This window comes from Mycolicibacterium septicum DSM 44393, from assembly GCF_000455325.1.
In the GTDB taxonomy this organism is placed as follows: domain Bacteria; phylum Actinomycetota; class Actinomycetes; order Mycobacteriales; family Mycobacteriaceae; genus Mycobacterium; species Mycobacterium septicum.
Map to the genome: position 1 here is coordinate 99,383 of NZ_HG322953.1, position 23,628 is coordinate 123,010.

At 66.8% G+C, this 23,628-nt stretch carries 27 protein-coding genes; 13 read left to right on the top strand and 14 right to left on the bottom strand.

All coding sequences use genetic code 11. The features are described from left to right. The first annotated feature begins 10 nt into the window (after positions 1 to 10). The 7 genes from TX88_RS27415 (at position 11) to TX88_RS27445 (ending at position 5,960) form a co-directional block, all read left to right on the top strand. Positions 11 to 769 (top strand): SDR family oxidoreductase, encoded by a 759-nt coding sequence (locus TX88_RS27415; protein WP_044522284.1) that lies wholly within the window; start codon positions 11 to 13, stop codon positions 767 to 769. 4 nt (positions 770 to 773) lie between these two features. Further along, positions 774 to 1,994: a CaiB/BaiF CoA transferase family protein gene (locus tag TX88_RS27420; protein ID WP_280113242.1), complete on the top strand. Its 1,221-nt coding sequence runs from the start codon at positions 774 to 776 to the stop codon at positions 1,992 to 1,994. A gap of 18 nt (positions 1,995 to 2,012) precedes the next feature. After that, entirely contained in the window at positions 2,013 to 3,170 is a 1,158-nt protein-coding gene (locus TX88_RS27425; RefSeq protein ID WP_044522293.1) for a thiolase family protein, read from the top strand. A 15-nt stretch (positions 3,171 to 3,185) separates the two neighbouring features. Next, complete coding sequence (locus TX88_RS27430; RefSeq protein WP_044522296.1) at positions 3,186 to 4,334, top strand: acyl-CoA dehydrogenase family protein; 1,149 nt, start codon at positions 3,186 to 3,188, stop codon at positions 4,332 to 4,334. Positions 4,335 to 4,460: 126 nt separating this feature from the next. Then, positions 4,461 to 5,105 carry a TetR/AcrR family transcriptional regulator gene (locus TX88_RS27435; protein WP_044524116.1) on the top strand — a complete coding sequence of 215 codons (645 nt, stop codon included), beginning with the start codon at positions 4,461 to 4,463 and terminating at the stop codon, positions 5,103 to 5,105. A gap of 14 nt (positions 5,106 to 5,119) precedes the next feature. Beyond that, complete coding sequence (locus TX88_RS27440; RefSeq protein ID WP_044524118.1) at positions 5,120 to 5,623, top strand: hypothetical protein; 504 nt, start codon at positions 5,120 to 5,122, stop codon at positions 5,621 to 5,623. Between the two features lie 67 nt (positions 5,624 to 5,690). Beyond that, entirely contained in the window at positions 5,691 to 5,960 is a 270-nt protein-coding gene (locus TX88_RS27445) for a hypothetical protein (protein WP_044522298.1), read from the top strand. Positions 5,961 to 6,047: 87 nt separating this feature from the next. Here the strand turns inward: TX88_RS27445 and TX88_RS27450 are convergent, their stop codons facing one another. Then, positions 6,048 to 7,262 (bottom strand): cytochrome P450, encoded by a 1,215-nt coding sequence (locus TX88_RS27450; RefSeq protein ID WP_044522299.1) that lies wholly within the window; start codon positions 7,260 to 7,262, stop codon positions 6,048 to 6,050. A 178-nt stretch (positions 7,263 to 7,440) separates the two neighbouring features. Between TX88_RS27450 and TX88_RS27455 the strand changes: the two genes are divergently transcribed. Then, positions 7,441 to 7,797, top strand: coding sequence for a limonene-1,2-epoxide hydrolase family protein (locus tag TX88_RS27455; protein WP_049925454.1), 357 nt, complete (start codon positions 7,441 to 7,443; stop codon positions 7,795 to 7,797). On the opposite strand, the gene TX88_RS27460 is transcribed toward TX88_RS27455, so the two are convergent. The 4 genes from TX88_RS27460 to TX88_RS27475 are packed head-to-tail and all read right to left on the bottom strand — an operon-like array spanning position 7,754 to position 11,758. Next, positions 7,754 to 8,755, bottom strand: coding sequence for an NADPH:quinone oxidoreductase family protein (locus TX88_RS27460; protein WP_044522301.1), 1,002 nt, complete (start codon positions 8,753 to 8,755; stop codon positions 7,754 to 7,756). The genes TX88_RS27455 and TX88_RS27460 overlap by 44 nt on opposite strands. Continuing rightward, positions 8,752 to 9,741, bottom strand: a complete 990-nt coding sequence (locus TX88_RS27465) for a phosphotransferase family protein (protein WP_044522305.1) — start codon at positions 9,739 to 9,741, stop codon at positions 8,752 to 8,754. Before TX88_RS27465 ends, TX88_RS27460 begins: the two co-directional genes overlap by 4 nt. 32 nt (positions 9,742 to 9,773) lie before the next feature. Further along, entirely contained in the window at positions 9,774 to 11,087 is a 1,314-nt protein-coding gene (locus TX88_RS27470) for an acyl-CoA dehydrogenase family protein (RefSeq protein ID WP_044522306.1), read from the bottom strand. A gap of 14 nt (positions 11,088 to 11,101) precedes the next feature. Then, positions 11,102 to 11,758, bottom strand: coding sequence for a TetR/AcrR family transcriptional regulator (locus TX88_RS27475; RefSeq protein WP_209447115.1), 657 nt, complete (start codon positions 11,756 to 11,758; stop codon positions 11,102 to 11,104). A 64-nt stretch (positions 11,759 to 11,822) separates the two neighbouring features. Between TX88_RS27475 and TX88_RS27480 the strand changes: the two genes are divergently transcribed. The 5 genes from TX88_RS27480 to TX88_RS27500 all read left to right on the top strand — a co-directional run bounded on the left by TX88_RS27480 (position 11,823) and on the right by TX88_RS27500 (position 15,429). Continuing rightward, positions 11,823 to 12,575, top strand: coding sequence for an SDR family NAD(P)-dependent oxidoreductase (locus tag TX88_RS27480; RefSeq protein WP_044522308.1), 753 nt, complete (start codon positions 11,823 to 11,825; stop codon positions 12,573 to 12,575). A gap of 134 nt (positions 12,576 to 12,709) precedes the next feature. Continuing rightward, a complete protein-coding gene (locus TX88_RS27485; protein WP_044524121.1) occupies positions 12,710 to 13,990 on the top strand; it encodes a cytochrome P450 in 1,281 nt (426 codons plus the stop codon). Next, complete coding sequence (locus tag TX88_RS27490; protein WP_044522311.1) at positions 13,990 to 14,184, top strand: ferredoxin; 195 nt, start codon at positions 13,990 to 13,992, stop codon at positions 14,182 to 14,184. Before TX88_RS27485 ends, TX88_RS27490 begins: the two co-directional genes overlap by 1 nt. Positions 14,185 to 14,199: 15 nt before the next feature. Beyond that, on the top strand, positions 14,200 to 14,496 hold the full coding sequence (locus TX88_RS27495; protein WP_044522313.1) for a DUF1330 domain-containing protein: 297 nt from the start codon (positions 14,200 to 14,202) through the stop codon (positions 14,494 to 14,496). 12 nt (positions 14,497 to 14,508) lie between these two features. Then, positions 14,509 to 15,429 (top strand): LLM class F420-dependent oxidoreductase, encoded by a 921-nt coding sequence (locus TX88_RS27500; protein ID WP_044522316.1) that lies wholly within the window; start codon positions 14,509 to 14,511, stop codon positions 15,427 to 15,429. 76 nt (positions 15,430 to 15,505) lie between these two features. Here the strand turns inward: TX88_RS27500 and TX88_RS27505 are convergent, their stop codons facing one another. From TX88_RS27505 to TX88_RS27545, 9 genes are all read right to left on the bottom strand, one after another. Next, complete coding sequence (locus TX88_RS27505) at positions 15,506 to 16,273, bottom strand: alpha/beta fold hydrolase (RefSeq protein ID WP_044522317.1); 768 nt, start codon at positions 16,271 to 16,273, stop codon at positions 15,506 to 15,508. 2 nt (positions 16,274 to 16,275) lie between these two features. After that, positions 16,276 to 16,476 (bottom strand): ferredoxin, encoded by a 201-nt coding sequence (locus TX88_RS27510; protein ID WP_044522319.1) that lies wholly within the window; start codon positions 16,474 to 16,476, stop codon positions 16,276 to 16,278. Beyond that, entirely contained in the window at positions 16,476 to 17,678 is a 1,203-nt protein-coding gene (locus tag TX88_RS27515; RefSeq protein WP_044522322.1) for a cytochrome P450, read from the bottom strand. Before TX88_RS27515 ends, TX88_RS27510 begins: the two co-directional genes overlap by 1 nt. Before the next feature lie 148 nt (positions 17,679 to 17,826). Continuing rightward, positions 17,827 to 18,615, bottom strand: a complete 789-nt coding sequence (locus tag TX88_RS27520; protein WP_044522325.1) for an NAD(P)-dependent oxidoreductase — start codon at positions 18,613 to 18,615, stop codon at positions 17,827 to 17,829. Further along, positions 18,615 to 19,433 (bottom strand): NAD(P)-dependent oxidoreductase, encoded by an 819-nt coding sequence (locus TX88_RS27525; protein ID WP_044522326.1) that lies wholly within the window; start codon positions 19,431 to 19,433, stop codon positions 18,615 to 18,617. The genes TX88_RS27520 and TX88_RS27525 overlap by 1 nt, the downstream gene beginning before the upstream one ends. Then, positions 19,433 to 20,326 carry an alpha/beta fold hydrolase gene (locus tag TX88_RS27530; protein WP_044522328.1) on the bottom strand — a complete coding sequence of 298 codons (894 nt, stop codon included), beginning with the start codon at positions 20,324 to 20,326 and terminating at the stop codon, positions 19,433 to 19,435. The genes TX88_RS27525 and TX88_RS27530 overlap by 1 nt, the downstream gene beginning before the upstream one ends. Positions 20,327 to 20,342: 16 nt before the next feature. Beyond that, a complete protein-coding gene (locus tag TX88_RS27535; protein WP_044522329.1) occupies positions 20,343 to 21,998 on the bottom strand; it encodes a thiolase C-terminal domain-containing protein in 1,656 nt (551 codons plus the stop codon). Positions 21,999 to 22,092: 94 nt separating this feature from the next. After that, positions 22,093 to 22,314: a ferredoxin gene (locus TX88_RS27540; protein ID WP_044522330.1), complete on the bottom strand. Its 222-nt coding sequence runs from the start codon at positions 22,312 to 22,314 to the stop codon at positions 22,093 to 22,095. Then, a complete protein-coding gene (locus tag TX88_RS27545) occupies positions 22,311 to 23,618 on the bottom strand; it encodes an NADH-ubiquinone oxidoreductase-F iron-sulfur binding region domain-containing protein (RefSeq protein ID WP_084622193.1) in 1,308 nt (435 codons plus the stop codon). The genes TX88_RS27540 and TX88_RS27545 overlap by 4 nt, the downstream gene beginning before the upstream one ends. Positions 23,619 to 23,628: the final 10 nt, after the last annotated feature.

Below are 23,628 nucleotides of genomic sequence, written 5' to 3' on the forward strand. Positions count from 1 at the left end.
TCGAAGTTCCATGAGGACCTATTTCGACCTGACCGGACGCTCGGCGCTGGTGACCGGGGCCGGAGCGGGGATCGGCGCGGCGGTTTCCGAGGCGCTCGCCGCGGCCGGTGCCTCGGTGCTCGTCACCGACATCAGCGGTGATGCCGCGGCCGCGGTCGCCGAGCGCATCAACACGGCCGGCGGCAAGGCGGACAGCGCCGCGCTGGACGTCAGTGACCGCGACGCCGCGGTGGCCGCGGCCGCGCAGGCCGCCGCGCTCGGTGAGGGCAACCTGCACATCGTGGTCAACAACGCCGGCGTCACATCACCGGCGATGTTCCCGAAGCTGACCGACGAGACGTTCCGGGTCACCTTCGACATCCACGTGATGGGCACCTTCCACGTCACCCAGGCCGCCCTGCCGCACATGCCGACCGACGGGACCGGCCGCGTCATCAACGTCACCTCGTCGGCCGGGATCACCGGCACCCTGGGACAGGTCAACTACTCGGCGGCCAAGGCCGGCCTGATCGGCTTCACGAAATCGCTGGCACGTGAATTGGCGGCCAAGAACATCATGGTCAACGCGCTGGCGCCGCTGGCGGCCACGCCGATGACGGAAACCATCCGCACCAACGAGAAGTTCGCGGCCAACATGATGAACCGCATCCCGCTCAAACGGTGGGCCGAGGCCGACGAGGTCGCGGGCGCGTTCGTCTTCCTGGCCTCCGATGCCGCGTCGTACATCACCGGGCAGGTTCTGCCGGTCGATGGCGGCATGGTTATGTGAATTCGTGATTGCAGCTCAAGACGGCCCCTTGGCCGGTATCACCGTCATCGCGATGGAGCAGGCGGTCTCCGCGCCGATGTGCACCCGGGTGCTGGCCGACTTCGGTGCCAGGGTGGTCAAGATCGAGAATCCCAAGGGTGGCGATTTCGCCCGCGACTACGACGATGTCGTGCTGGGGCAGGCGGCCCATTTCGTCTGGGCCAACCGGGGTAAGGAATCGATCACCCTCAATCTGAAGTCGCCGGAGGGCATGGAGGTGCTGCACCGGTTGCTCGACGGTGCCGACGCCTTCGTGTCCAACCTCGCTCCCGGCGCCACCGCGCGCCTGGGGCTCGGGCCCGAGGACCTCAAGGTGCGCCATCCCCAGGTGATCCCCGTCGAGATCGATGGTTACGGGCCCGGTGGGCCCCTGTCGCACAAGCGCGCCTACGACCTGCTGGTGCAGGCCGAGTCCGGTTCGTGCGCGTCGACCGGCTATGCCGGGATGCCGGCCAAACCCGGTGCGGCGGTTGCGGATATCACCACGGGGCTGTATTCGGCGCTGTCGATCATGGCGCTGTTGCTCGGCCGGGCACGCAAGGGCGACACCGGTGCCGCACCGGCCGTGGCGGTCAGCCTGTTCGACACCATGACCGACATCATGGGATACCAACTGGCCTACACCCAGCACTCCGGCATCGACCAGGTTCCGCTGGGGATGAGTTCGCCGGCTGTGGCTCCCTACGGCGCGTTCGACACCCGCGACGGGCAGACGGTGGTGCTGGGAACCACCAACGACCGGGAATGGCAGCGGTTGGCCCGCGAGATCATCGAGCGGCCCGATCTCGCCGACGACGCGCGTTTCGCCACCAACTCCGATCGCTGCGCGCATCGGGACGAACTGAACAAGGCCATCGAATCCTGGTGCGCCCAGCATGATCTCGATGACATTCAGCAGATCGCCGATGACGCCGGGATCGGCAATTCGCGCTACAACCTGCCCAGTGAGGTCATCGCACACCCGCATCTGAAGGCGCGGGACCGGTGGCGTCAGGTGGGCACCCCCAACGGGGAGATCTCGGCCCTGTTGCCGCCGCCGGTGATCAGCGGCATGGAGTTGGGCATGGGTGCGGTGCCCGGGCTCGGCGAGCACACCGATGCCATCCTGGCCGGGATCGGCCTGAGTGCCGAGCAGATCGGCACCCTGCGGGAGCAGGGCGCAATCGGCCCGGCCTACCAGTCTTAATTCCAGAGGAGAATCGCAATGCGCGAAACCGTCATCGTCGAGGCCGTCCGTACCCCGGTGGGCAAGCGTAACGGCGGCCTGTCCGGATTCCATGCCGCCGACCTGTCGGCACTGGTGCTCAATGCGCTCGTGGAGCGGGCGGGCATCAGCCCCGACATCATCGACGACGTGGTCTGGGGCTGCGTCTCGCAGGTCGGCGATCAGTCCAGCAATATCGGCCGCTACTCGGTGCTGGCCGCCGGCTGGCCCGAACACATTCCGGGGACCACGGTCAACCGGGCGTGCGGATCGAGCCAGCAGGCACTGGATTTCGCGGTCCAGGCCGTCATGTCGGGCCAGCAGGACGTGGTCGTCGCGGGTGGTGTGGAGGTGATGAGCCGGGTCCCGCTGGGCGCGGCCCGGGCCACCGGTACTCCGTACGGTCCGAAGGTGTTCGAGCGGTACAAGGACTTTGCGTTCAATCAGGGCATCTCGGCCGAGATGATTTCGCAGAAGTGGGGTTTCAGCCGGACCCAGCTGGACGAGTACTCCGTCGCCTCGCACGAGCGGGCAGCGGCGGCCCAGGACCGCGGTGCCTTCGAGAACCAGATGATCACCGTGTTTCCCGACCCGGCCGATCAGTTGGACCCGGTGGTTGCCGACGAAGGGGTGCGCCGGGGTACCACGGTGGAGAAACTTGCCGGGCTCAAGCCGGCATTCGCCGAGGACGGCGTGATCCACGCGGGCAACTCGTCTCAGATCTCCGACGGCGCCGCGGCGCTGCTGGTGATGACCGAGGAACGTGCTGTGACGATGGGTCTTTCGCCGATCGCGCGGTACCGCGCGGGTGCGGTGACGGGAGCCGATCCGGTGCTGATGCTGACCGGGCCGATCCCGGCCACCGAGAAGGTGCTGCACAAGGCCGGCGTGCGTCTCGACGAGGTCGGCGTGTTCGAGGTGAACGAGGCCTTCGCCCCGGTGCCCATGGCGTGGCTCGCCGAGACAGGCGCCGACGAGGCCAAGCTGAACCCGCTCGGCGGCGCCATCGCGCTGGGGCACCCGCTCGGGGCGTCGGGCGCGGTGCTGATGACCCGGATGATCAATCACATGCGAGACAACGGAATTCGGTACGGCCTGCAGACCATGTGTGAGGGCGGCGGTACCGCCAACGCCACGCTGGTCGAGCTCATCGACTGACGCTAGGGAGAAGTAGTGCAACGCAATCTGTTCACCGAGGATCATGAGGCCTTCCGCGCACTCGCGCGCGACTTCATCGAAAAGGAAGTCGTCCCTGCCTATCCCGAGTGGGAGAAGGGCGGCCGGATGCCCCGTGACGTCTTCAAGCACATGGGTGAACTCGGCATGCTCGGGATGGCGATCCCCGAGGAGTACGGCGGCGCAGGCATCGACGACTACCGGTACAACGTGGTGCTCCAGGAGGAGGCCGCGCGCGCCCTGGTGACGTTGTCGACGGTGCGCACGCAGCTCGAGGTGATCCTGCCGTACTTCCTGCACTACGCGAACGAAGAGCAGCGGCAGCGCTGGTTCCCCGGGCTGGCGGCGGGCACGCTGCTGACCGCGGTCGCGATGACCGAGCCGGGCACCGGATCGGATCTGGCCGGTATGCGCACCAGCGCGGTACGCGACGGTGACGAGTACGTGCTCAACGGCGCCAAGACGTTCATCACCGGTGGCATCCAGGCCGATCTGGTGGTCGTGGTGGCCCGGACGTCCACCGACCCGGAGAACCGGCGCAAGGGGTTGACGCTGCTGGTCGTCGAGGACGGCATGGCGGGCTTCGAGCGGGGCCGCGAGCTGGAGAAGATGGGCTGCAAGGTGCAGGACACCGCGGAGCTGTCGTTCAGCGATGTGCGGGTGCCGGTGGCCAACGTGCTGGGTGAGGAGGGCGAGGCGTTCAGCTACCTCGGCCACAACCTGGCCCAGGAGCGCCTCACCGTGGCCGTGGGGTCGGTGGCCCAGGCCCGCTCGGCCATCGCCGCGGCGATCGGCTACACCAAGGACCGCAAAGCGTTCGGCCAGCCGGTCGCGTCCTTTCAGAACACCAAGTTCGAACTGGCGGCGTGCTCGACAGAGGTCGAGGCGGCCCAGGCGATGCTCGATCGGGCGGTGGCGCTGCACGTCGACGGAGAGCTGTCCGGTGCCGACGCGGCCCGGGTGAAATTGTTCTGCACGGAGATGCAGGCGCGGGTGATCGATCGTTGCCTGCAGCTCTTCGGCGGGTACGGCTACATGATGGAGTACCCCATCGCGCGGCTCTACACGGATGCCCGGGTGGCGCGAATCTACGCCGGGACCAGCGAGGTCATGAAGGTGATCATCGCCAAGTCGCTGGGGCTCTGACCCGGCTTTCCCGGCGGTTGTGACGGCCGCCGGGAATTTCTTTCTCTGAGACACTTGTCACAGACGGTCAAACCAACCTACTGTGTGTTCACTAGGTTGGTTCGACGAAGGAGTCCGGTGGCTTCGGTGGCAGGTGCAGAGGCGTCTTCTGGGGGCGCGCGGCCCTACGCGACGCTCCTGGCCAAAGGGGAAGACCGCAGGCAGCGGATACTTTCTGTGGCTGAGAAGCTGCTGGCCCGCAATGGGTGGCGCAACACCTCGCTGGCCCAGATCGCCCGGGAAGCCGGGGTCACGCCGGCCGGTCTGCTCCACCATTTCGAGTCCAAGGAGCAGCTGCTCAACGCCGTCCTCGACGCGCGCGACCACGACGACGACACCCACGCGGACCGGTCCGGGAACCTCGCCGACGAGATCAAACGGGTGGCCGACCGGTTCGTCCGGGCGCCCGAGCTGGTCGGCACGTTCACCGTGCTGCTGGTGGAGAACATCCAACCCGACGCGCCACTGCACGATCGTTTGCTCAAACGGCAACAGGATGCGCGCGACATCGTCGCCGACATCATCACCCGCGGCCAGCTCGACGGTCGCTACCGCTCCGACTTCGACGCGGCCACCAAGGCCGTGGAGATCCTGGCATTCATCAATGGAATGGAGACCTCATGGCTACTCGATCCCTCGCTCCCGTTGACGGACGTGTTCAAGAGCTACGCCGAGATGCTGGGGCGGGAAATCGAGCAGCCGGACGGCCGCAACGGGGCGGCCGGCCAGTGAGATTGGAGGACGACATGCGGTATCGGCTTGATGTGGTCGCCCCCTGCGTGGTCGACGCGGTCCGGTTCGCCGGTGGTTGGCTGGTCGACCGGGTGATGGCGGGGTGGGATGTCACGGTGCTGATCGGTGCCGACGAGGATGTCCGTCCGCTGGCGATTCTCGGGGTGGAGACCATGCCCCTGGAGTCGGTCCTGGAGTCCTGGGAAGACCGCCCGCACCCGCAGACCGTCGCGGTGGCCGCCGATCTGTTCAACACCGACGAGCGGGTTCGGCGCGGCGTCCTGGGCGCGCTGGAGCAGGGGCACACCGAAGTGACATTGTGGGGCGACGAGTGTCCGGCGGACCTGAGCGTCGACCCGGTACGTCACGAACTATCCGCTGCCGCACGCGCTTTCAAGGCGCAGGCACTCGCGGCGGTCAACGATCCCGAGGCCAAGGTCGTCGGTACCACCGAGGCATTCCGGTGCGGCACGATGATCAGCCGCTCGGTGCCCGCAGACCTGATTCCGGCCAGCTGACGGAACGTTTCTGCCAACCGCAGATCAATTTCTGCCAGCGGAATTAACCCTCTGACCTCGATGTTTGATGGAACAGACCGGCGAAATGCAGTACCGGATCGCCGACCTGTGGGGCCGTAGCGCGACGCTCGGCGCCACCCGCAAGACATCGGAAGAGGGCACCACAATGAAGAAGATCGGAATCTCCACCCTGATCGCCGGCGGTCTGACCGCAGCCGTGTTCGGCTTCGCCGCGCCGGCCCAAGCCGACCCGGGCACCCCCATCGGACCGCACTACAGCGTCGACAACCACGACGAGGTCAACACCACGAACGGCTTTGTGGACCTTCCCTTCTGACCCTGCGCACAGATTGCCGGCACTGCGTACAGATCGCGAAAATCGCCAAATTCGCGATCTGTACGCAGTCTTGATGTCGGACGAGCGCTAAACGAAGGTAGGCATCGCGGCCCAGCCCCGCACCGCCGCGGTTTCCGACGGCTTGGCGTTGGCCCAGTCGACCTCCCACTCGGGGAAGCGTTTGAGGATCTCCTCCATGGCGATGCGGCCTTCCAGGCGCGCAAGCGCGTTGCCCATGCAGAAATGCGTGCCCGCACCGAAAGTCATGTGCGAGTGATGTTCCCGGTGGATGTCGAACACATCGCCGTCGGGCGCGAACCGACGATGATCGCGGTTGGCCGCGCCGACGAGCATCAACATCGCCGAACCCTCCGGCACGGTCTGGCCGTAGTACTCGACGTCGCGGGAGACGTAGCGGGCGATCTGTAGGGCCGGCGGCTCCCAGCGCAGGATTTCCTCGATCGCGTCGGGGATCAGGTCCGGGTTGTTCACCAGATCGCGGCGCTGATCGGGATATTCGGCCAGCGTCTTGCCGGCCCAGCCGATCAGCCGGGTGGTGGTTTCAGAGCCCGCGGTGGCGATCACGGTCAGGTAGAGCAGCAGCTCGTCGCGGCGCAGCGTGCGCACCGTGCCGGTCTCATCGGTGAACTCGGCGTTGAGCAGGTCGGTCATGATGTCGTCGGACGGGTGTTCGGTCCGCCAGTCGATGAACTCCGCGAACACCTCACCGGTGGCCAGCGCATCGACGGTCTGACCCTGCAGGGTCTCCTCGCCGTGATCGGTGATGGCCCGCTGCCGGTCTTCCGGGATGCCCAGCAGCATGCCGATGACCCGCATCGGCATCTGCTCGCCGAGATCGTTGACGAAGTCGAACTTGTCGGTCCCGACCAGCGGATCCAGGCAGCGTGCGGTGAACTCACGGATCTGCGGTTCCAGCGCGAGCACCTTGCGCGGTGTGAACACCCGCGACAGCAGGTTGCGGTGGATGTTGTGGATCGGCGGATCCTCGAAGATCAATGTGCCGGGCGGGATCTCCATGCCGGATTTGATGATCTCGAGCAGCGCACCGCGACCGGAGATGAACGTCTCGTGGTCGATGACGCCCTTGTTGACATCGTCGAAGCGGCTCAACGCGTAGAAGTCGTGCTGCTCGTTGTAGTAGAGCGGGGCTTCCTCCCTGATCCGGGCGAACACCGGGTAGGGGTTCATGTTGAGTTCGATGTTGTACGGGTCGTAGTACAGATCGGCTTCGGTCGAAGTTGGCACGGCTGATCTCCTGACCAGATTGAAAGGGCTGTGCATCTGCTTAGCAGGCCAAAGGCGGCCGGGTCAAGGAATCGGCCGATAGCGCCCGATTTCGGACGGATTCGAAACTGTCCGTTGCGGATTGAAGTGCGAGTCGCCCCGGAATTGATGTCTATCGGAATTACACTCGGCCGGGCTAGTGTAAATATCAGTCACAACGGCCGATGGGGGACTGATGACCGCTGAGGAGATCGTGCGGGCCGAGATCGCGGCATGGGGGAGCAACGACGTCGACGAAGTCATGAGTCACTTCGCCGAGGACGCCACCTTCGACATCGGGCCCGACTGGCCGAAGCTCTCGGGGCGCGACGCGATCCACGACATGATGAAGGTGTTCTTCGCCGGCGGAAACTGTGTCGACCTTGAGATCCTGCACCTCGCCGTGGCCGGGGACGTCGTGCTGATGGAGCGGCGCGATCACTGGATCGTGGACGGCAAGCAGATGAGCTGGCCGGTGATGGGCGCCTATGAGGTGCGGGACGAGAAGATCACGGCCTGGCGGGAGTACTTCTATCCGCCGAAGGAGTCCTGAGGTCGAGCACGACCTTGCCGACCGCTTTACCGGAGGCTACTTCGCGCAGCGCCGCGGTGGTCTCGGTCAGCGGATAAACCGCACCGATGTGTGGCCGAACGGTCCCGCCGGCCAACAACTCCCGCAATTCCGCTTCATTGCGGGCAAACTCGTCCGGGTCGATGTCCTGGAACTGGAAGCCGAGGACCGCGATTCCCTTGACCAGCACCAGGTTCAGCGGAATCCGGGGGATGACGCCCGAGGCGTAGCCGATCGTCACGAACCGGCCACCGCGGCGCAACGCGCGCAACGCCGGTTCGGAAAGGTCGCCGCCTACGGGGTCGAGCACCGCGTGCGCGCCGTCAGGGAGTGCCTCTCGTAGGGCGGCGCGCAGGTCGCCCCGGGTGTGGTTGACGAGCGAGGCCGCGCCGTATTGTTCTGCGGTGGAGAGCTTTTCGTCCGACGATGCGACCGCGGTGACCCGGGCGCCGAGCGCCGTCGCGAGCTGCACGGCCGCCAGGCCCACTCCGCCGCCGGCTCCGAGCACGATCACGTCGTCGCCCGGTCGGGTCCGGGCCACCGACCGGAGCGTGTGATAGGCGGTGCGGTGGGCCACTCCGAAAGCCGCCGCGGTGCGGTCGTCCACGCCGTCGGGGATCCGGGCCAGTCCGGCGGTCGCGACACACACCTGTTCGGCGAACGCCCCGAACAACCCGGTGCCGGTCACCCGGTCGCCGACGGCGAAACCGTCGGTGTCACCGGCTACTTCGGTCACCACCCCGGCGAACTCGCTACCCGGGATGAACGGCACGGGCACCGTGATCTGATACTGGTCGGCCACCAACAGCACGTCGGGAAAGTTCACCGCGGCCGCGCCGACCTGAACACGTACCTGGCCGGACGCGATCGGGGGAGCGGGGAGTTCCTCGAGACGGACCACCTCCGGTGGCCCGTACTCGGGGCAGACCGCGGCCCTCACCGGTAGTCGCTGGATTCGGCGAGTTCGGCGGCCGAGGCCATCAGGTCGGTCACCACCGGCCCGAACGCCAGCAGCTTCTCGTCGTCGCCGGCCCGCTGAAAACCCTGCTCCAGCACGATCGCCAGCTTCCATTTGGCCAGCACCAGGTAGTAGTCGAGGTCGTCGACCTGGCGTCCGGACACCTTCGCGTAGTGCGCGACGACGTCGTCGCGAGACGGCATCCCGCGCATGTCGACGTAACCCATTTCGGACGGCTCGGGGTTGTCCGGGTCGGAAGGCCAGCTCTGCACCATCCAGGCCAGGTCCAGCTTCGGGTCGCCGACGGTACCCATCTCCCAGTCCACGATCGCAGCCATCGTCGCCGGGGCGCCGTGGCGGTACATGACATTGGCGAATTGGTAGTCCCCGTGCATCAGACCGGGGATGAAGTCGAGTGGCTTGTGGGCCCGCAGCCAGTCCGTGGCCACCTCCAGCCCGGGCAGTTCGCGGTTCTTGATCCGGTCTAGGAAACCGATCCAGCGGGAGACCTGGCGTTCGTGGAAGCCGTCGGGCCGACCGAGATCACCCAGCCCTTTGGCCTGCCAGTCGACCTTGGACAGCAGCGCGATGCCCTCGGCCAGCTGATAACTCAGCCCGGGGCGGGTGCTCAGATCGGAGTCGAACGGCTCGGGCCAGCGGCCGTGGGTGTCCATCGGGGACCAGCCGTCGACGAATCCCATCAGATAGAACGGCCGGCCCAGTACCTCGGGATCGGCGCACACCCCGACCGCGGCGGTGTGCGGGACCTCCGTGCCGTCGAGCGCCTCGATGATGCGCCACTCCCGCAGGATGCCCTTGTCCCGGTCCGGCGGGGCCCCGGCCGGCGGCATCCGCAGCACGCAGGTGTGCTCGCCGCGGCGGATCTCGTAGATGACGTTCTGGGTTCCGCCGGACAGGAAGCGGGCCTCGAGCGGCTCGCCCTTGCCTTCGAGTCCGGCGTTGTCCATCCAGTCGGCAAGGCGCGCCGTATCTATTTCACTCACAGGTTGCCCACTGTGTTTTCGATGTCGGCCTCAAGGTATTCGGCGTACTTCGCCTTCGCGGCGTCGCGCTTGCGGGGTATCCACTCGGTGGGCCAGGTGTCGGTGGTCGGCTGGTAGTCCCGCAAGACCTGCCGGGCGACGGTGGTCTTGTGTACCTCGGTTGGACCGTCGGCCAGTCCCATCACGGCGGCGCCGGTGACCATGCCCAGGAACGGCATCTCGTTGGTGACGCCGAGCGCGCCGTGGACCTGCATTGCGCGCCAGGCGATGTCGTGCAGCACGGTGGGCATGGCCACCTTGACCGCGGCGATGTCCTTGCGGACCTTCTTGTAGTCGTTGTACTTGTCGATCTCCCACGCGGTGTAGAGCACCATCAGCCGGAACTGCAGCAGCTGAGCGTAGGAGTCGGCGATGTAGCCCTGCACGAATTGCTTGTCGGACAGCCGGCTGCCCTGGGTCTCGCGGCTCAGCGCGCGTTCGCACATCATGTCCAGCGCCTTCTGGGCCAGGCCGATCGTGCGCATCGCGTGGTGAATCCGGCCGCCGCCCAACCGGGTCTGCGCGATGACGAAGGCCTGTCCCTCGCCGCCGAGGAGGGCCTCGGCCGGTACCCGGACATTGTCATAGTGGATCAGCGCATGGCTGCCGTGGTTGTCGGCTTCGCCGTACAGTCCGACGTTGCGGACGATCTCGACGCCGGGGGTGTCGGTGGGCACGAGAAACATCGACATGCCCTGGTAGGCGCTGACTTCGGGATTGGTGACCACCATGACGATCAGGAACGAGGCCGTTGCGGCGTTGGAGGAGAAGAACTTCCAGCCATTGATCACCCAGTCGTCCCCGTCGCGTACCGCGCTGGTGGTGAACAGCGTCGGGTCGGCACCGGCATGCGGTTCGGTCATCGAATAGCAGGAGAACAACTCGCCCTCGAGCAGCGGATGCAGGTACTGCTTCTTCTGCTCCTCGGTCCCGTAATGCGCGATGATCTCGGCGTTTCCGGTATCGGGGGCCTGACAGCCGAACACGATCGGGGCCCACTGAGAGCGGCCGAGGATCTCGTTCAGCAATGCCAGCTTGAGCTGTCCGTAACCCTGTCCGCCGAGTTCCGGACCGAGATGCGTTGCCCACAGACCCTTTTCGCGCACCTGGGCCTTGAGGGGATCGATCGCCTCGCGACGCTTGCCCTCCAGTTGGGTGAACTGAAGGTGTGGAAAGGCCAGGTCGAGCGGCTCGACCTGGTCGGTGACGAATTCGTCGGCCCAGTCCAGTAGCTCCTGATACTGCGGGTCGGTCTCGAAATCCCACGCCATCGGGGTCCTCCGATCTAGTTGTTGGTGGTGTTGAAGCCGGTGATCATCGCGCTGATGTCACGCGCGACGACGTCGGTGAACGAGCGGTTGCCGAAACCCCCGCCGGCCCAGTGCCGGACGCCCTCGCTGACAAGGATCTGGGCCAGCCGGGACAGGTGGGACACGTCGACGTGGGCGCCGAGCTTGCCGTCGGCCTGGGCCCGGCTGAACAACTCGCCGAACATGTCGGCGTCCTGGGTATCCGGGTCGACGTCGCCGGCCAGGATCCGGTGTTCGTGCCGGTACCCCTCCAGGATCGTCTCGACGATCAGCTCGGGTGGATTGCGCGCCATCGACCGCTCAAGGCTGCGCAGTGCCTCGGTGATGACGGCGGTCATGTCGTAGTCGCCGACCAGCAGCGATTTCACCCGCTTCTGTGCCAACCGGGTGGAGGTCAGGCCCACCTCGAACAGCACGTCCTCTTTGGCCGGGAAATAGAAGTAGAACAGGGCCCGGGACACCCCTGCGGCCCGGCAGATGTCGGCGACCGTGGTCTTCGCGTAGCCGTTGGTGCGCCAGAGTGCCATCGCGGCCTGCACCAGATCGCGCTTGGTCCGGTGCGAGCGGGCCCGTTGGAAGGACGCGCGACGTTGACTGCTGTCAGCAACCTCGGTCGTGGTTCCCTTGGGCATATACGGCACTTTAACAAGGGATTCCGCTCTTGAAAATAGTTGACGTTTGTCTAACTATCTCCCTATGAGCCAACCCCTGCATGGTCGTAGGATTCTGGTCACCGGCGGCGCCTCGGGTATCGGGGCCGCCGCCGTGGACGTGCTGAGCGCCGCCGGCGCTCAGGTCGTGGCCACCTATCACCGCACTCCGCCACCGGACCGCCCGTCCGTGGCTTGGGTGCAGTGCGACCTCCGGGAAGCCGGAGCGGTTGATGCAATGACGGCCTCGGCGGTGCAGACCATGGGCGGCCTCGATGTGCTGGTGCACGCGGCGGGGTTGTGGCAACCGGGCATTCCCGGCCAGATCGAGGTGGCCGAGATCGACTACCTGGTCGACACCAACCTGAAGGCCACAATCCTCACCAATCAGGCCGCATACGCGGCGATGCGCGGAACGGGCGGACGCATCCTCAACTTCGGCTCGGCCGAGGCCGTCATGGGGAGCCCCATCTCGGCCGTGTACGCGGCGACCAAGGGGGCGGTACAGGCTTGGACGCGCTCGGCGGCCAAGGCCTGGGCGGCTGAGCGGGTCACGGTGAACGCGCTCGCGCCGGCGGTCGACACCCCGGGCGCAGACCGGTTGCGGGAATTCCTCGGGCCCGAGATGGCGAGACTCGTCGATCAGCAGATGAAGATGACGATCCCGCTGGGCGGCGCGCTGGGGGATCCGGCCCGCGACCTCGGGCCGGCTCTGGTGTTCCTGGCCGGCGACGGAGCGGGCTTCATCACCGGCCAGTTGATCGCTGTGGACGGCGGACTGACGATGCTGGGTGGTTAGTTGAGAATACTATTCTTGCAGCTTGTCGCTGATAGGTCGGGGTGCGACGTTGACGCGCCACCGGTGCTGTGGAAATCTACTATTCGTATAGGAGAGCCACATTCTCATACGTGTGGCTGGAACGGGAGCAGCTGATGGCGATCGACCCAACCGGTATCGATTTTTTTCGCGATGAACGATTGGTCGACAACCCGTACCCATTCTTCGAGGCGCTGCGGAACAAATGCCCGGTCACCCGGGAAGACCACTACAACGTGACCATGGTGACCGGCTGGGACGAGGCCGTGCAGGTCTACAACGACGAGGAGACCTTCTCGTCCTGCCTGTCGGTCACCGGGCCGTTCCCGGGTTTCCCGGTTCCGCTGGAGGGGCGCAGTGCCGAGGAGGTGACTGCGCTCATCGACAAGCACCGCAACGATCTGCCGTTCAGCGATCAGCTGCCGACGCTGGATCCGCCCACCCACACCGATCACCGCTCGCTGTTGATGCGGTTGATCACGCCCAAGCGCCTCAAGGAGAACGAGGACGCCATGTGGCAGTTGGCCGACGAGGTGCTCGACAGCTACCTGGCGTCCGGCGGCGGCGAGTTCATCAAAGGCTTCGCCGGTCCGTTCACGCTCCTGGTGATCGCCGACCTGCTCGGGATCCCGCCCGAGGATCGGGAAGGCTTCGTCAACGGCATCAAGCAGCATTCGGGCGGCGGAATCGGCAGCACCAGCAAGGAATCGCTGTCCCACAGCCCGCTGGAGTTCCTCTACGGCCAGTTCTCCGACTACGTGTCGGACCGCCGGGCCAACCCGCGCGACGACGTCCTCACCGGGCTGGCCGAGGCCACGTTCCCGGACGGCAGCATCCCCGACGTCGGCGATGTCGCGCGGGTGGCGACGAATGTCTTCTCGGCCGGGCAGGAGACCACGGTGCGCCTGCTCAGCACCGCGCTGAAGGTCTTGGGTGAACAACCGGAGATCCAGCAGCGGCTTCGGGCCGACCGCAGCCTGATCCCGAACTTCATCGAGGAGGCGCTGCGGATCGAGAGCCCGGTGAAGGGCGACTTCCGGCTGTCACGCTGCCCGGTGACGGTCGGCGACACCGAGTTGAATGCCGGTACCACGGTGATGGTGCTCAACGGTGCGGCCAACCGGGATCCGCGGCGCTTCGAGGATCCCGACACCTTCGACCCGGCGCGCAAGAATGCCCGCCAGCACCTGGCTTTCGGCCGCGGCATCCACAGCTGCCCCGGTGCCCCGTTGGCACGTGCCGAGACCCGGGTAGGTATCGAGCGGTTGCTGGACCGGACCAGCGACATCCGGATCTCCGAGGCCGAGCACGGTTCGGACGGCGACCGTCGCTACAACTACATCCCCACCTTTATCCTGCGTGGGCTGACCGAACTGCACCTGGAGTTCGACAGCTGATGCGGGTCCGGGTTGACGAGGACCGTTGTGCAGGCCACGGCATGTGCCTGACGCTGTGCCCCGAGGTCTTCGAGATGTCAGACGACGGTTGGGCGGTGGCCGATCCGGACGAGGTTCCGGCCGGTCTTGAGGATGCGGCACGCGAGGCGATACAGAATTGCCCGGAGCGGGCAATCAGCGAAATCGAAGGCTAGAGAAGGAGTTCGGACATGGCAGCTGCCAAGGGATATGTGATCATCACCGAGGACATCAAGGACCCGGCCGGGATGGGGGAGTACGCGAAGCTGGCGTCGAAGGCGATGGGCGGCGCCACCATCGTGGCCGTCGACCAGAAGCCTGAGGTGATCGAGGGCGCGTGGCACGGCACCCAGACCGTCGTGCTGGAATTCGAGTCTGTCGACGCCGCGCGCGATTGGTATTACTCCGACGCCTACCAGGCAGCCGCCAAGGTCCGCCAGGGCGCGGCGGAGTGCAACGGCATCATCATCTCCGGCTTCCCTTCCTGATCGGCGGCCGCAGTGCGTTACAGCATCACCTACCCGATGCACACTCACCCCTACCACCCGGATCTGGTGAGCGGCAGCGGAGTTGCGGCGATGGCGGCTGCGGCCGAAGCGGCGGGTTTCGACGGCTTCGGGTTCACCGACCATCCCGCCCCGTCGCAACGCTGGCTCGACGCCGGCGGCCACGATGCGTTGGATCCGTTCGTGGCGATGGGTTTCGCCGCGGCACACACCACGACGCTGCGCCTGGTGCCCAACATCGTGGTGCTGCCGTATCGAAACCCGTTCGTGGTGGCCAAATCCGGCGCCACACTTGACCTGCTATCCGGCGGCCGGTTCACCCTGGCCGTCGGAGTCGGTTACCTCAAACGGGAATTCGCCGCGCTCGGGGTGTCCTACGACGAGCGCGCCGCACTGTTCGACGAGGCGCTCGAGGTGATCCGCGGCGTCTGGACCACCGACGATTACACCTTCGAGGGCACGAACTTCAGCGCAAAGGGCATCACGGCGCACCCACGGCCGGCGGCGAGCCCGCATCCTCCGATCTGGATCGGCGGCAACACGTCTGCCGCGCGCGCTCGCGTGGCCAAACACGGCGACGGTTGGTGCCCGTTCGCCGCGCCGGCGGGTCTGGCCAAGACCGCGGGTACAGCAGCGATCGATTCACTGGACGCCTTGGCCACCGGTATCGAGGATCTGCGGGCGCGGCTGGCCGCGGCCGGTCGCGATTCGGACGCAATCGATATCGTGTTCAACAACTTTGAGGGCGGAAGCCCCGGCGACGACGACTTCGATGCCGAAGCCTATCTGGCCGGTGTGGACAAGCTCGCCGCGCTGGGAGTGACCTGGCTGCACGTGACTCTGCCCGGCGACAGTCTGGCGCATGCGCTGGAGGCCGCCGAGAAATTCGGGAAGACGGTCATCGCCGCCGCGTAGGCCATTCCCGCCGAGATCAACGCCATGGTCGGTTTTCCGATCCGGAAGCGACCACAGCGTTGATCTCGCGGACAGATCAGGCCGGCGTCAACGCGGCAATCGGCGTGGTGGTCGTGGCGTGCACCAGCAGCTCGGCCAGCTCGCGCGGGCGGCTCAGGAATGGCGAATGCGATGCGTCGATGGTCAGCTGTTCGACACCGAGGCGTTGGGTGACGGTGTCGGCCAGCCATTGCGGCATCGAGCGGTCCTGCAGACAGCGGATGAAGCTGCGCGGCAGATCGGCCGCCCAGAACTGCGGCACCGACACCGGCGTGACCGTGGTGTCACCGAACCGCTCGGGACCGAGACGATCGAAAGCCCAACGCGCCGTGGCCTCGTCGCAGTCGTGGTAGAAGTAACGCCACGCCCCGTCGAAGTCGGCGAAGTGCATGGCGCCTTCCTCGTCGAAATGCAGGTAGCCCAGCATCTCGCCGACATCACCGTCGAACTCGCCGCCCAATTGGTCCTCGGCCGAACGCATGGCCATGGCTTCGGGATAGGTCCGGCCTTCCCTGGGCAGTGCCGCGGCCAGATACACGATGTGGCCCACCAGTTCCGGGGCTGCATCGGCAGCGAGGGTCGCGTCGAACCCGCCGCCGGAATGTCCGACCAGCACATCCCCGGGCTGCATCACCTCGACGATCGCGGCCCGCCGGTTGGCCAGGGTTGATTCCTCGGCTACCCGGGCGCCGTGTCCGGGCAGGTCCACAGCGACGCCGTCGTGACCCAGGCTCTGCAACTCGGCGACGGTCCGCTCCCAGCACCAGGCCGCGTGAAAACCGCCGTGTACGAAGACGAACCGCACGCCTACTCGTCCTTGATCGAGATGGCCTGCCGGGGACACTGGCGCACCGCTTCGCGGATCAGCGCCTCGTTCTCGGGCGTCACATCCTCCTGAAGGATGTGGAGGTAGTCCTGATCGTCGAGATCGAACACTTCGGGGATGATCCCCATACAGACCGCGTTGCTCTCGCAGATCTCGAAATCGACGTGAACCTTCTTGGTCATCACCTCAACACCCTCACCGGCACGTGCGAGTAACCCGCCACATTCTGCATGTGAACCCTCTGCAGCTCATCCCATCTCACCTCGTAGCGGGGCATGAAGTCGAGTAGCTTCTCCAGCGCGACGGCGCTTTCCATACGGGCCAGTGCGGCGCCCAGACAGCTGTGGATGCCGTAGCCCAGGCCCAGGTTCTGTGCCTCCGTGCGGTCGCGCTCGATGTCGAAGGCGTCGGCGTCGGTGAACGCGTTGGGATCGCGGTTGGCCGCGGCACTGATCAGGAACACCGCCTTGCCCGCCGGGATGGTGCCGCTCGGCACGTGGGCTTCCTTGAGGGTGTAGCGCACGTTGTACTGCACCGGACCCTCGTAGCGCAGCAATTCCTCGATGGCGGCCGGGACCTTGTCGCGGTCGTCGAGGAGTTTCTGCCACTGCTCCGGGTTGCGCGCGAACAGCACCATGGCGGTGCCGATGAGTTTGGTGACGGTCTCGGCGCCGGCCCCACCGAGCAGGGTGGCGAACCCGGTGATCTCGATGTCGTCGAGGCGGCGCATCTGGCCGTCCTCGCCGGGAATCTCCGCGGCGATCAGCCGGCTGATCATGTCGTCCTGCGGGTCTTCCCGGCGCTTCTGCACCAGCCCGTAGTAGTAGATGCCGGTGTCGATGTTGGCCTGCATCCCGGCTTCTGAGTAGCCGATCTGCCCGGGCTCACGGGACAGGCTGGTGTCGATCCAGTGCCGGACCTGCTGGCGGTACTCCGGGTCGACGCCGGCCATCCGGGTGATGACCTCGACCGGGAACGGGCCCGAGAAATCCTGGACGACGTCGAACTCGTCGGACTTGATCAATCCGAGGTGGTAGTCGATCTGCTCGACCACGGTGTCGCGCTGGCTCTGGATCATGCGCGGGGTGAACGCCTTGTTGAGCAGGCTGCGCATGTGCCGGTGATCGGGCGGGTCCATGAAGATGATCGACTTCTGCGGCGGCTCGTCGCTTTGCACCATGGCCAGATCGCAGCCGCGCGACGAGGAGAACGCCTCGTGATCCTTCAGGGCCGCCGACACGTCCTCATGCCGGGTCAGGGCAAAGAAGTCGGAGTCCTCGTTGTAGTACAGCGGCGCGTCCTGGCGCATCCGCCGGTACATGTCGAACGGGTTGTTGAAGAACTCCTCGGAGAACGGATCGAAAATCACCTGGGCCTTGGTCATTGGCTGGCTCCTCCTTCGCGGCGGGCTGCGCCGGAAGTGCTGTGAAACGTTACGGGAAACTGTTGAACTGTAACGCTAACAGTAAACCCTCCGGGGGTGTTTGAAAAGCACAAAATGGGTGCTGATCAGGTCGTGACGGCGGGCCGGCTCACTTGAGCGCGGCGTCGAGCAGGTCCTCGAGACGGCCCAGGTCACTGTCCAGCTCAGAGGCTGTTCTGCGGACCACCGCCACGTCCTTGCCGATGAATTCGCCGACCCGGGCGATGAATGCGTCCGCCGAGCCTGTGGCGGCGATTCCGCCCAGTGCACGGCTTGCCGCACTGCCGTGGGTGAGCGCGGTCAGCAGCGTCGCCTCGTCGATACCCAGTCGGTCGCCCAGGCGCACGCCCTCGGCCACGGCACCGATCTGCGCGGCGAACAGCGCGTTGTTCACCAGCTTCACCCGCTGTCCGGCGCCGACCGGACCGACATGCAGTACCGGATCGGCATAGGAGGTCAGCACCTCGCGGGCGCGGGCGACCGCGTCGTCGTCACCGCCGGCGAACACCGTGACGGTGCCGGCCGCGATGTCGTGCGGTCCGCCGCTGACCGGTGCGTCGACGACGGAGATGCCGCGTGCGGCCCCGCGCTCGGCGAGGGCCTCGGCAGTGCGGGGGCTGCCGGTGGTGTGCAGCACGAGCACAGAACCGGCCGGCATCTCGTCGATCAGATCCGGGCAGAGTTCCCGGACCTGATCGTCGGTGAACACGCAGACGATCGTGACGTCGGCATCGGTGACGGCAGCGCTCGCCGAATCCACCGGCTCGGCACCGAGTTCGGCTATCGCAGCGCGCTTTTCGTCGTCGCGGCCCAAGGCCCGCACCTGGTGTCCGGCGTCGGTCAGGCGGCGCACCATCGGAGCGCCCATCCGGCCTGCCCCGATGAAACCGATATGCATCAGCGGGGATGGTTCATGATGGCCAGGGCGTTGTCGGCTGCGTCGAACACTGCGCCCTGGGGAGCCGAGGCATCGTCGGCCAGGCTGGCGGCATGCCGGCAGTCCTTCTGCAGCAGCGCCCCCGCGATCGGTGCCAGGTTGTCCAGCGTCCCGCCGAACATGGCGATGCTGTTGAGCGCCTTACTGGTGGCCGAGCCGCGCGAGATCACCTCGCACAACGCCTGGCGGGGAACACCCAGCGCCTCACCGAGTTCCAGCGCACTCATGGCCGAACCCAGGTTGGCGCTGAACAGCAGGTTGTTCAGGATCTTGGCGACCTGACCGGCACCGATCCCGCCGAGGTGCACGATCGGGTCGGCATAGGTGGCGAACACCGGCCGCACCCGTTCGACGACTTCCTCGTCGCCGCCGAGCATCACCAGCAGGGTGCCCGCCGAGGCAGCGGGCTCGCCCCCGCTCACCGGGGCGTCGACGACAGAAACGCCATGGGCGGCAGCCTTTTCCGCGATCTCACGACAGGTGTCGGGGTGCACCGTGGAGTGAATGGCGATGACGCCGCCGGGTGCCAGTCCGGCCAGCACACCGTTCTCGCCGTCGAGCACCTGGCGCACGTCGTCGTCGCCGACCACACACAGGCAGACCAGATCACTGGCGGCGGCCAGTTCGGCGGGGGAGCCCGCGGTCTTGGCCGCGGTGTCGGCGAAGGGTTCCAGGGACGCCGGGCGGCGGGCCCACAGGGTCGTCTCGAAGCCGCCCTCGACAATCCGCCGGGCCATCGGCGCGCCCTGGCTGCCCAGCCCGATAAATCCGACTCGCATCAACCTGCCTCCACTTCCACTTCGGTATTCACAGTGCCTGTCATCGGCTCGAGGCCGCGGTCGGCTACGCATTGTTCGGCGAAGGTCAACACCTTGCGGTGATAACACGCGGCGGTCAGCCCCACACTGAGGTTGTGCCCGCTGTCGGCGAGCTCACCGGTCTCGACCCGGGGCGCGGCGGTGAACATCGCGCCGATCCCGGCCAGTGCCTCCGCATCGGACTCCCAGACGTTCTCGTACTCGCCGGCGAGGAACTGCACCGGCACCGTCGTCTGCCCGGCCAGGGCCGGAAAGTCCTGTCGCGACCAGCTTTTGATGACATCGCCCTCGTAAGCGGTGCCGCCCGCGGACAATCCGGCGCCGATCACGTCCGGCGGGTAGAGCCGGGCCGGCTCCCACAGCAGCTCACGAAGACCGCGCGGGCGGTTCACGGGCGAGGCGTCCTTCAGTAGCTCCTGCGCCCCCGGGTGGTAGCGGCGGCCGGTGCCGGCCAGTGACACGCCGAGCACCTCGGGCCGTTGCACCGCCAGGTGCAGGGCCAGCTCGCAGCCCATCGAATGGCCCAGAACGAACAGGTCCGCCGCACCGGCGATGCGCTGGATTGCGCCGAACGCCAGCGCGACCCGTTGTTCGGGCCGTGCCATGGCGTCCGGGTAGGCCGCCGATGCGCCATAGCCGGGACGGTCCAGCGCGATCACGGTGTACCCCTGGTCGACCGCGATGCGCAGCAGCGACAGTTCCGGGTGTCCGGGGCAGTCGAAGTAGGCAGACGTGGTGGCTCCACCGTGCAATGCGACGACGACGGCGCGCGGGTCGGGGGACTCGGCGACCAGCGCCGACATCGGGACGCCGTCGACCATCACCACCCGGGGGTGCGGATCGGCCTTACTCATGGGGTACGCCCATGCTTCAGTCGTCCCTGCGCATCAGCAGCACGCCGCTCGGGGTCAGACCGCCGCTGCTGGCCACGGCGACGCGTGCGTCGGCCACCTGGCGCTCACCGGCCTCGCCGCGCAGCTGGGTGACAGCCTCGTGGATGAGACCCATCCCGTGGGTGCGGCCGTGCGAGAGCTGTCCGCCGTGGGTGTTGAGCGGGATGATGCCGTCGCGGGCGATGTTATGGCCGCCGTCGAGGAAGTCCTTGGCCTCGCCGATGCCGCAGAAACCAAGGCCCTCCAGCCAGGACAGGCAGTTGAAGCTGAACCCGTCATAGAGCTCGGCGACATCGACATCGCTGGGGCGCAACGAGGTTCGCGACCACATGTGCGCGCTCTGGCCGAGCACCTGCGGTTCGTGGGTCAGCGTGGTCTGGTCCCAGTCCAACCGTTCGATGATCTGGGTGCCCACCGCCTCGAACAGGATCGGCGGCTTGGCCAGATCGCGCGCGACGTCGACGGCCGAGACGATGACGGCCACCGCGCCGTCGCACGGCACATCGCAGTCGTAGAGGCCGAACGGCGTGGTGATCATGCGGGCCGACAGGTAGTCGTCCATGGTCATCGGATCGCGGTAGATCGCGGTCGGGTTCAGCGCGGCGTTGGCGCGCTGGTTCAGCGCGATCCAGCCGAGCGTCTCCCGCGTCGTGCCGTATCGGTCGAAGTGGCGACCGGCGTTCTGTGCCAACGTGTGTGCCGCCGAGGTGGACCCGAACGGGTGCTGCCAGCTGTTGGTGCGGCCACCCATCGGAGGGGACATCTTGCCCTCCTTGACCAGCTGGCCGAAGGTCGCCTCCCACAGCGTGCGGAAACACAGGACGTGCTTGGCCATTCCGGTGGCGACGGCCATCATGGCGGCGATCACCGAGCCACCGGGACCGAAGGTGTCCATACCACCGTTGATCCACGTCGGCCGCAGCCCGAGTGCGCCCTCCAGCGCGGTCACGCCGCCTTCGCCCATGCCGGCGATGTCCAGACCCGGATAGGTGGACAAACCGTCGATGTCGTCGAACGTCAAACCGGCGTCGGCGACTGCCTTTTCGGCGGCTTCGATGGTCAGCGACAGCGGCGGCACCATCAGCCGGCGGCCGATGGTGGACATGCCGATGCCGGTGATGGCCGAGTGGTCCTCGAACTTCTCCTTGGTCAGCATCGGCCGGACGTACTTGCCGACGTCCTGCGGAGCGACGGGCTCGGCGACCGGCGGGGTAGAGGTGGTGTCAGCCGACGGCTTGAACACCGGCAGCCAGACATCCTCGATGTGCTGGAAGTCGGCCTCCACCGGCATCCCTAGCTTTAGATCGTCCGGCTCGCAGTCGACGATGTTGGTCGTCAGCCGGACCCGGGGATCCTCGGCGATGGCCACCTCGGCCACCACGTACGGCGGCGGCATATCGGGGAAACCGAACCGGTGATTGACCGTGAATCCCGCCAGCGATGCCCGGCCGGACACGTCGCGCACACCCATGTTGTGGCTGCGGCAATAGCGGCAGACCGGCTGCGGCGGATGGATGAGGGCGCTGCAGTCCTGGCACTCCTGGATTCGCAGCACCCCGTCGGCGCCCGCGGTCCAGAAGTACTCGTTGAGCGTGGTGACCGTCGGGAGCGGACGTCCCGGTATCTGTGACAACTCGACTCCGGTGGTAAGCGGGTTATTCTGTGTGGAGAATCACGTTACCAGTTTCCGGGATCGGTGATCCAGCACCTATGCATTCGGAGTGGGCTCAGCCGGCCTCCCGCTGTGCCCGGGTGTCCTTCAACTCGATGATCGCGTGCACGGGGCAGTCCAGCAGGGCACGCCGGACCGCGTCCTCGTCGGCCTCGGGAATGTTGCCGTCACCCTGAAGTGAGGCGTACCCCCAGTCGTCGAGCGGGAAGTACTCCGGTGCGTGCTTGGCGCACAATCCGAAGCCATCGCACAACGTGCGATCGAGCTTGACCTTCATACCGCCACCACCGCCTCCACGGACTCCACCTCGTAGGGCCGATCGGCAGTGAATGCACCCGAACGGCAAGTCTGACAGCCATTTTCGAGGTGGCGCTGCACCAGGTCGGGGAACTGGGACAGCAGGCTCGCCGCCACATTGGCCGCGCCGTCGAGCGTGGCGCAGGCGCCACGGCCGCGCAGTACCACCGACCACCGCTTGAGCCGGTCCAGGTCCTCCTGCGTGGCCAGACCGTCGCGCAGGCCCGTGGCCACGGCTGCCATGGCGGCCGTTCCGTTGAAGCACGAACCGCACTGGCCGGCGTTCTCGCGGTCGAAGTACGCCAGCACGGACGCCGCGACGGCCACCGGGCAGTCATCGGTGAGGATGCCGATCGCGCCGCAGCCCAATCCGCTGCCGAGGGCCCGCACCGACTCGTGATCCAGTGTGACCCCGACGATGTCGCGGTTGACCAGTCCGGCGAAATACCCACCCATCAGCGCCCCGCGGACCTTGTCGGCGGACACCCCGTGCAGGGTCAGCAGATCGGCGAAGGCGATGCCGTGCGGCAGTTCGTACAGCGCGGGCACGCGTCCGGCCCCGGTGATCGTGGCCAGGAAGGTGCCGGGGGAGGCCTCGGTGCCCAGTTCCCGGAACGCCCTTGCGCCGTGCTGGTGAAGGAAGGCCAGGTGAGCCAGCGTCTCGACATTGCTGATCAGCGTCGGCCTGCCATCCACTCCCTCCTCGAACGGGCGCGGTGGCTTGTCCGTCGGCTTCGCCGGTCCTCCGTTGACCACGTGGACGGCGGCGGTTTCCTCGCCCGCGACGTAACCCGGAGCGACGGTGAGCAATTCGATCGCCACACCGGGCAGTTCGCGGGGGAGTTCGGCGAGCGCGCGCTCGATGCTCTCGGCGGCCCGGGGATCCGACACGTACACCACGGCGCGGTCGGCACCGACGACCCCGGCCGCCAGTCGCAGGCCGTCCAGCACCGCATGTGGGCGGTTGCGCAGCAACCAGCGGTCCTTGATCGAGGCCGGCTCGCCCTCTTCGCCGTTGGCGATCACCACCGAGCCGATCTTGGCCTCGCCGCCCTGCTGTCCGTTGTCGCGGACCGTACGCAGTTTCACCGCCATCGGGAAGGCCGCACCGCCCCGTCCGAGCAGTCCGCCGGCCTGCACCTCGTTCAGCAGCTGCTCCGGATCGGTAAGGGCGCCATAGCCCCCGGCCCGCTGATAGTCGGTCAGGCCTTCGGGTCCGTCGCGCAGGAGGCGCGGGGTGATCCCCGGCCATGCCGCGACCGTCAGTTCGGCTGTCATGGTCACATCCCGTCCC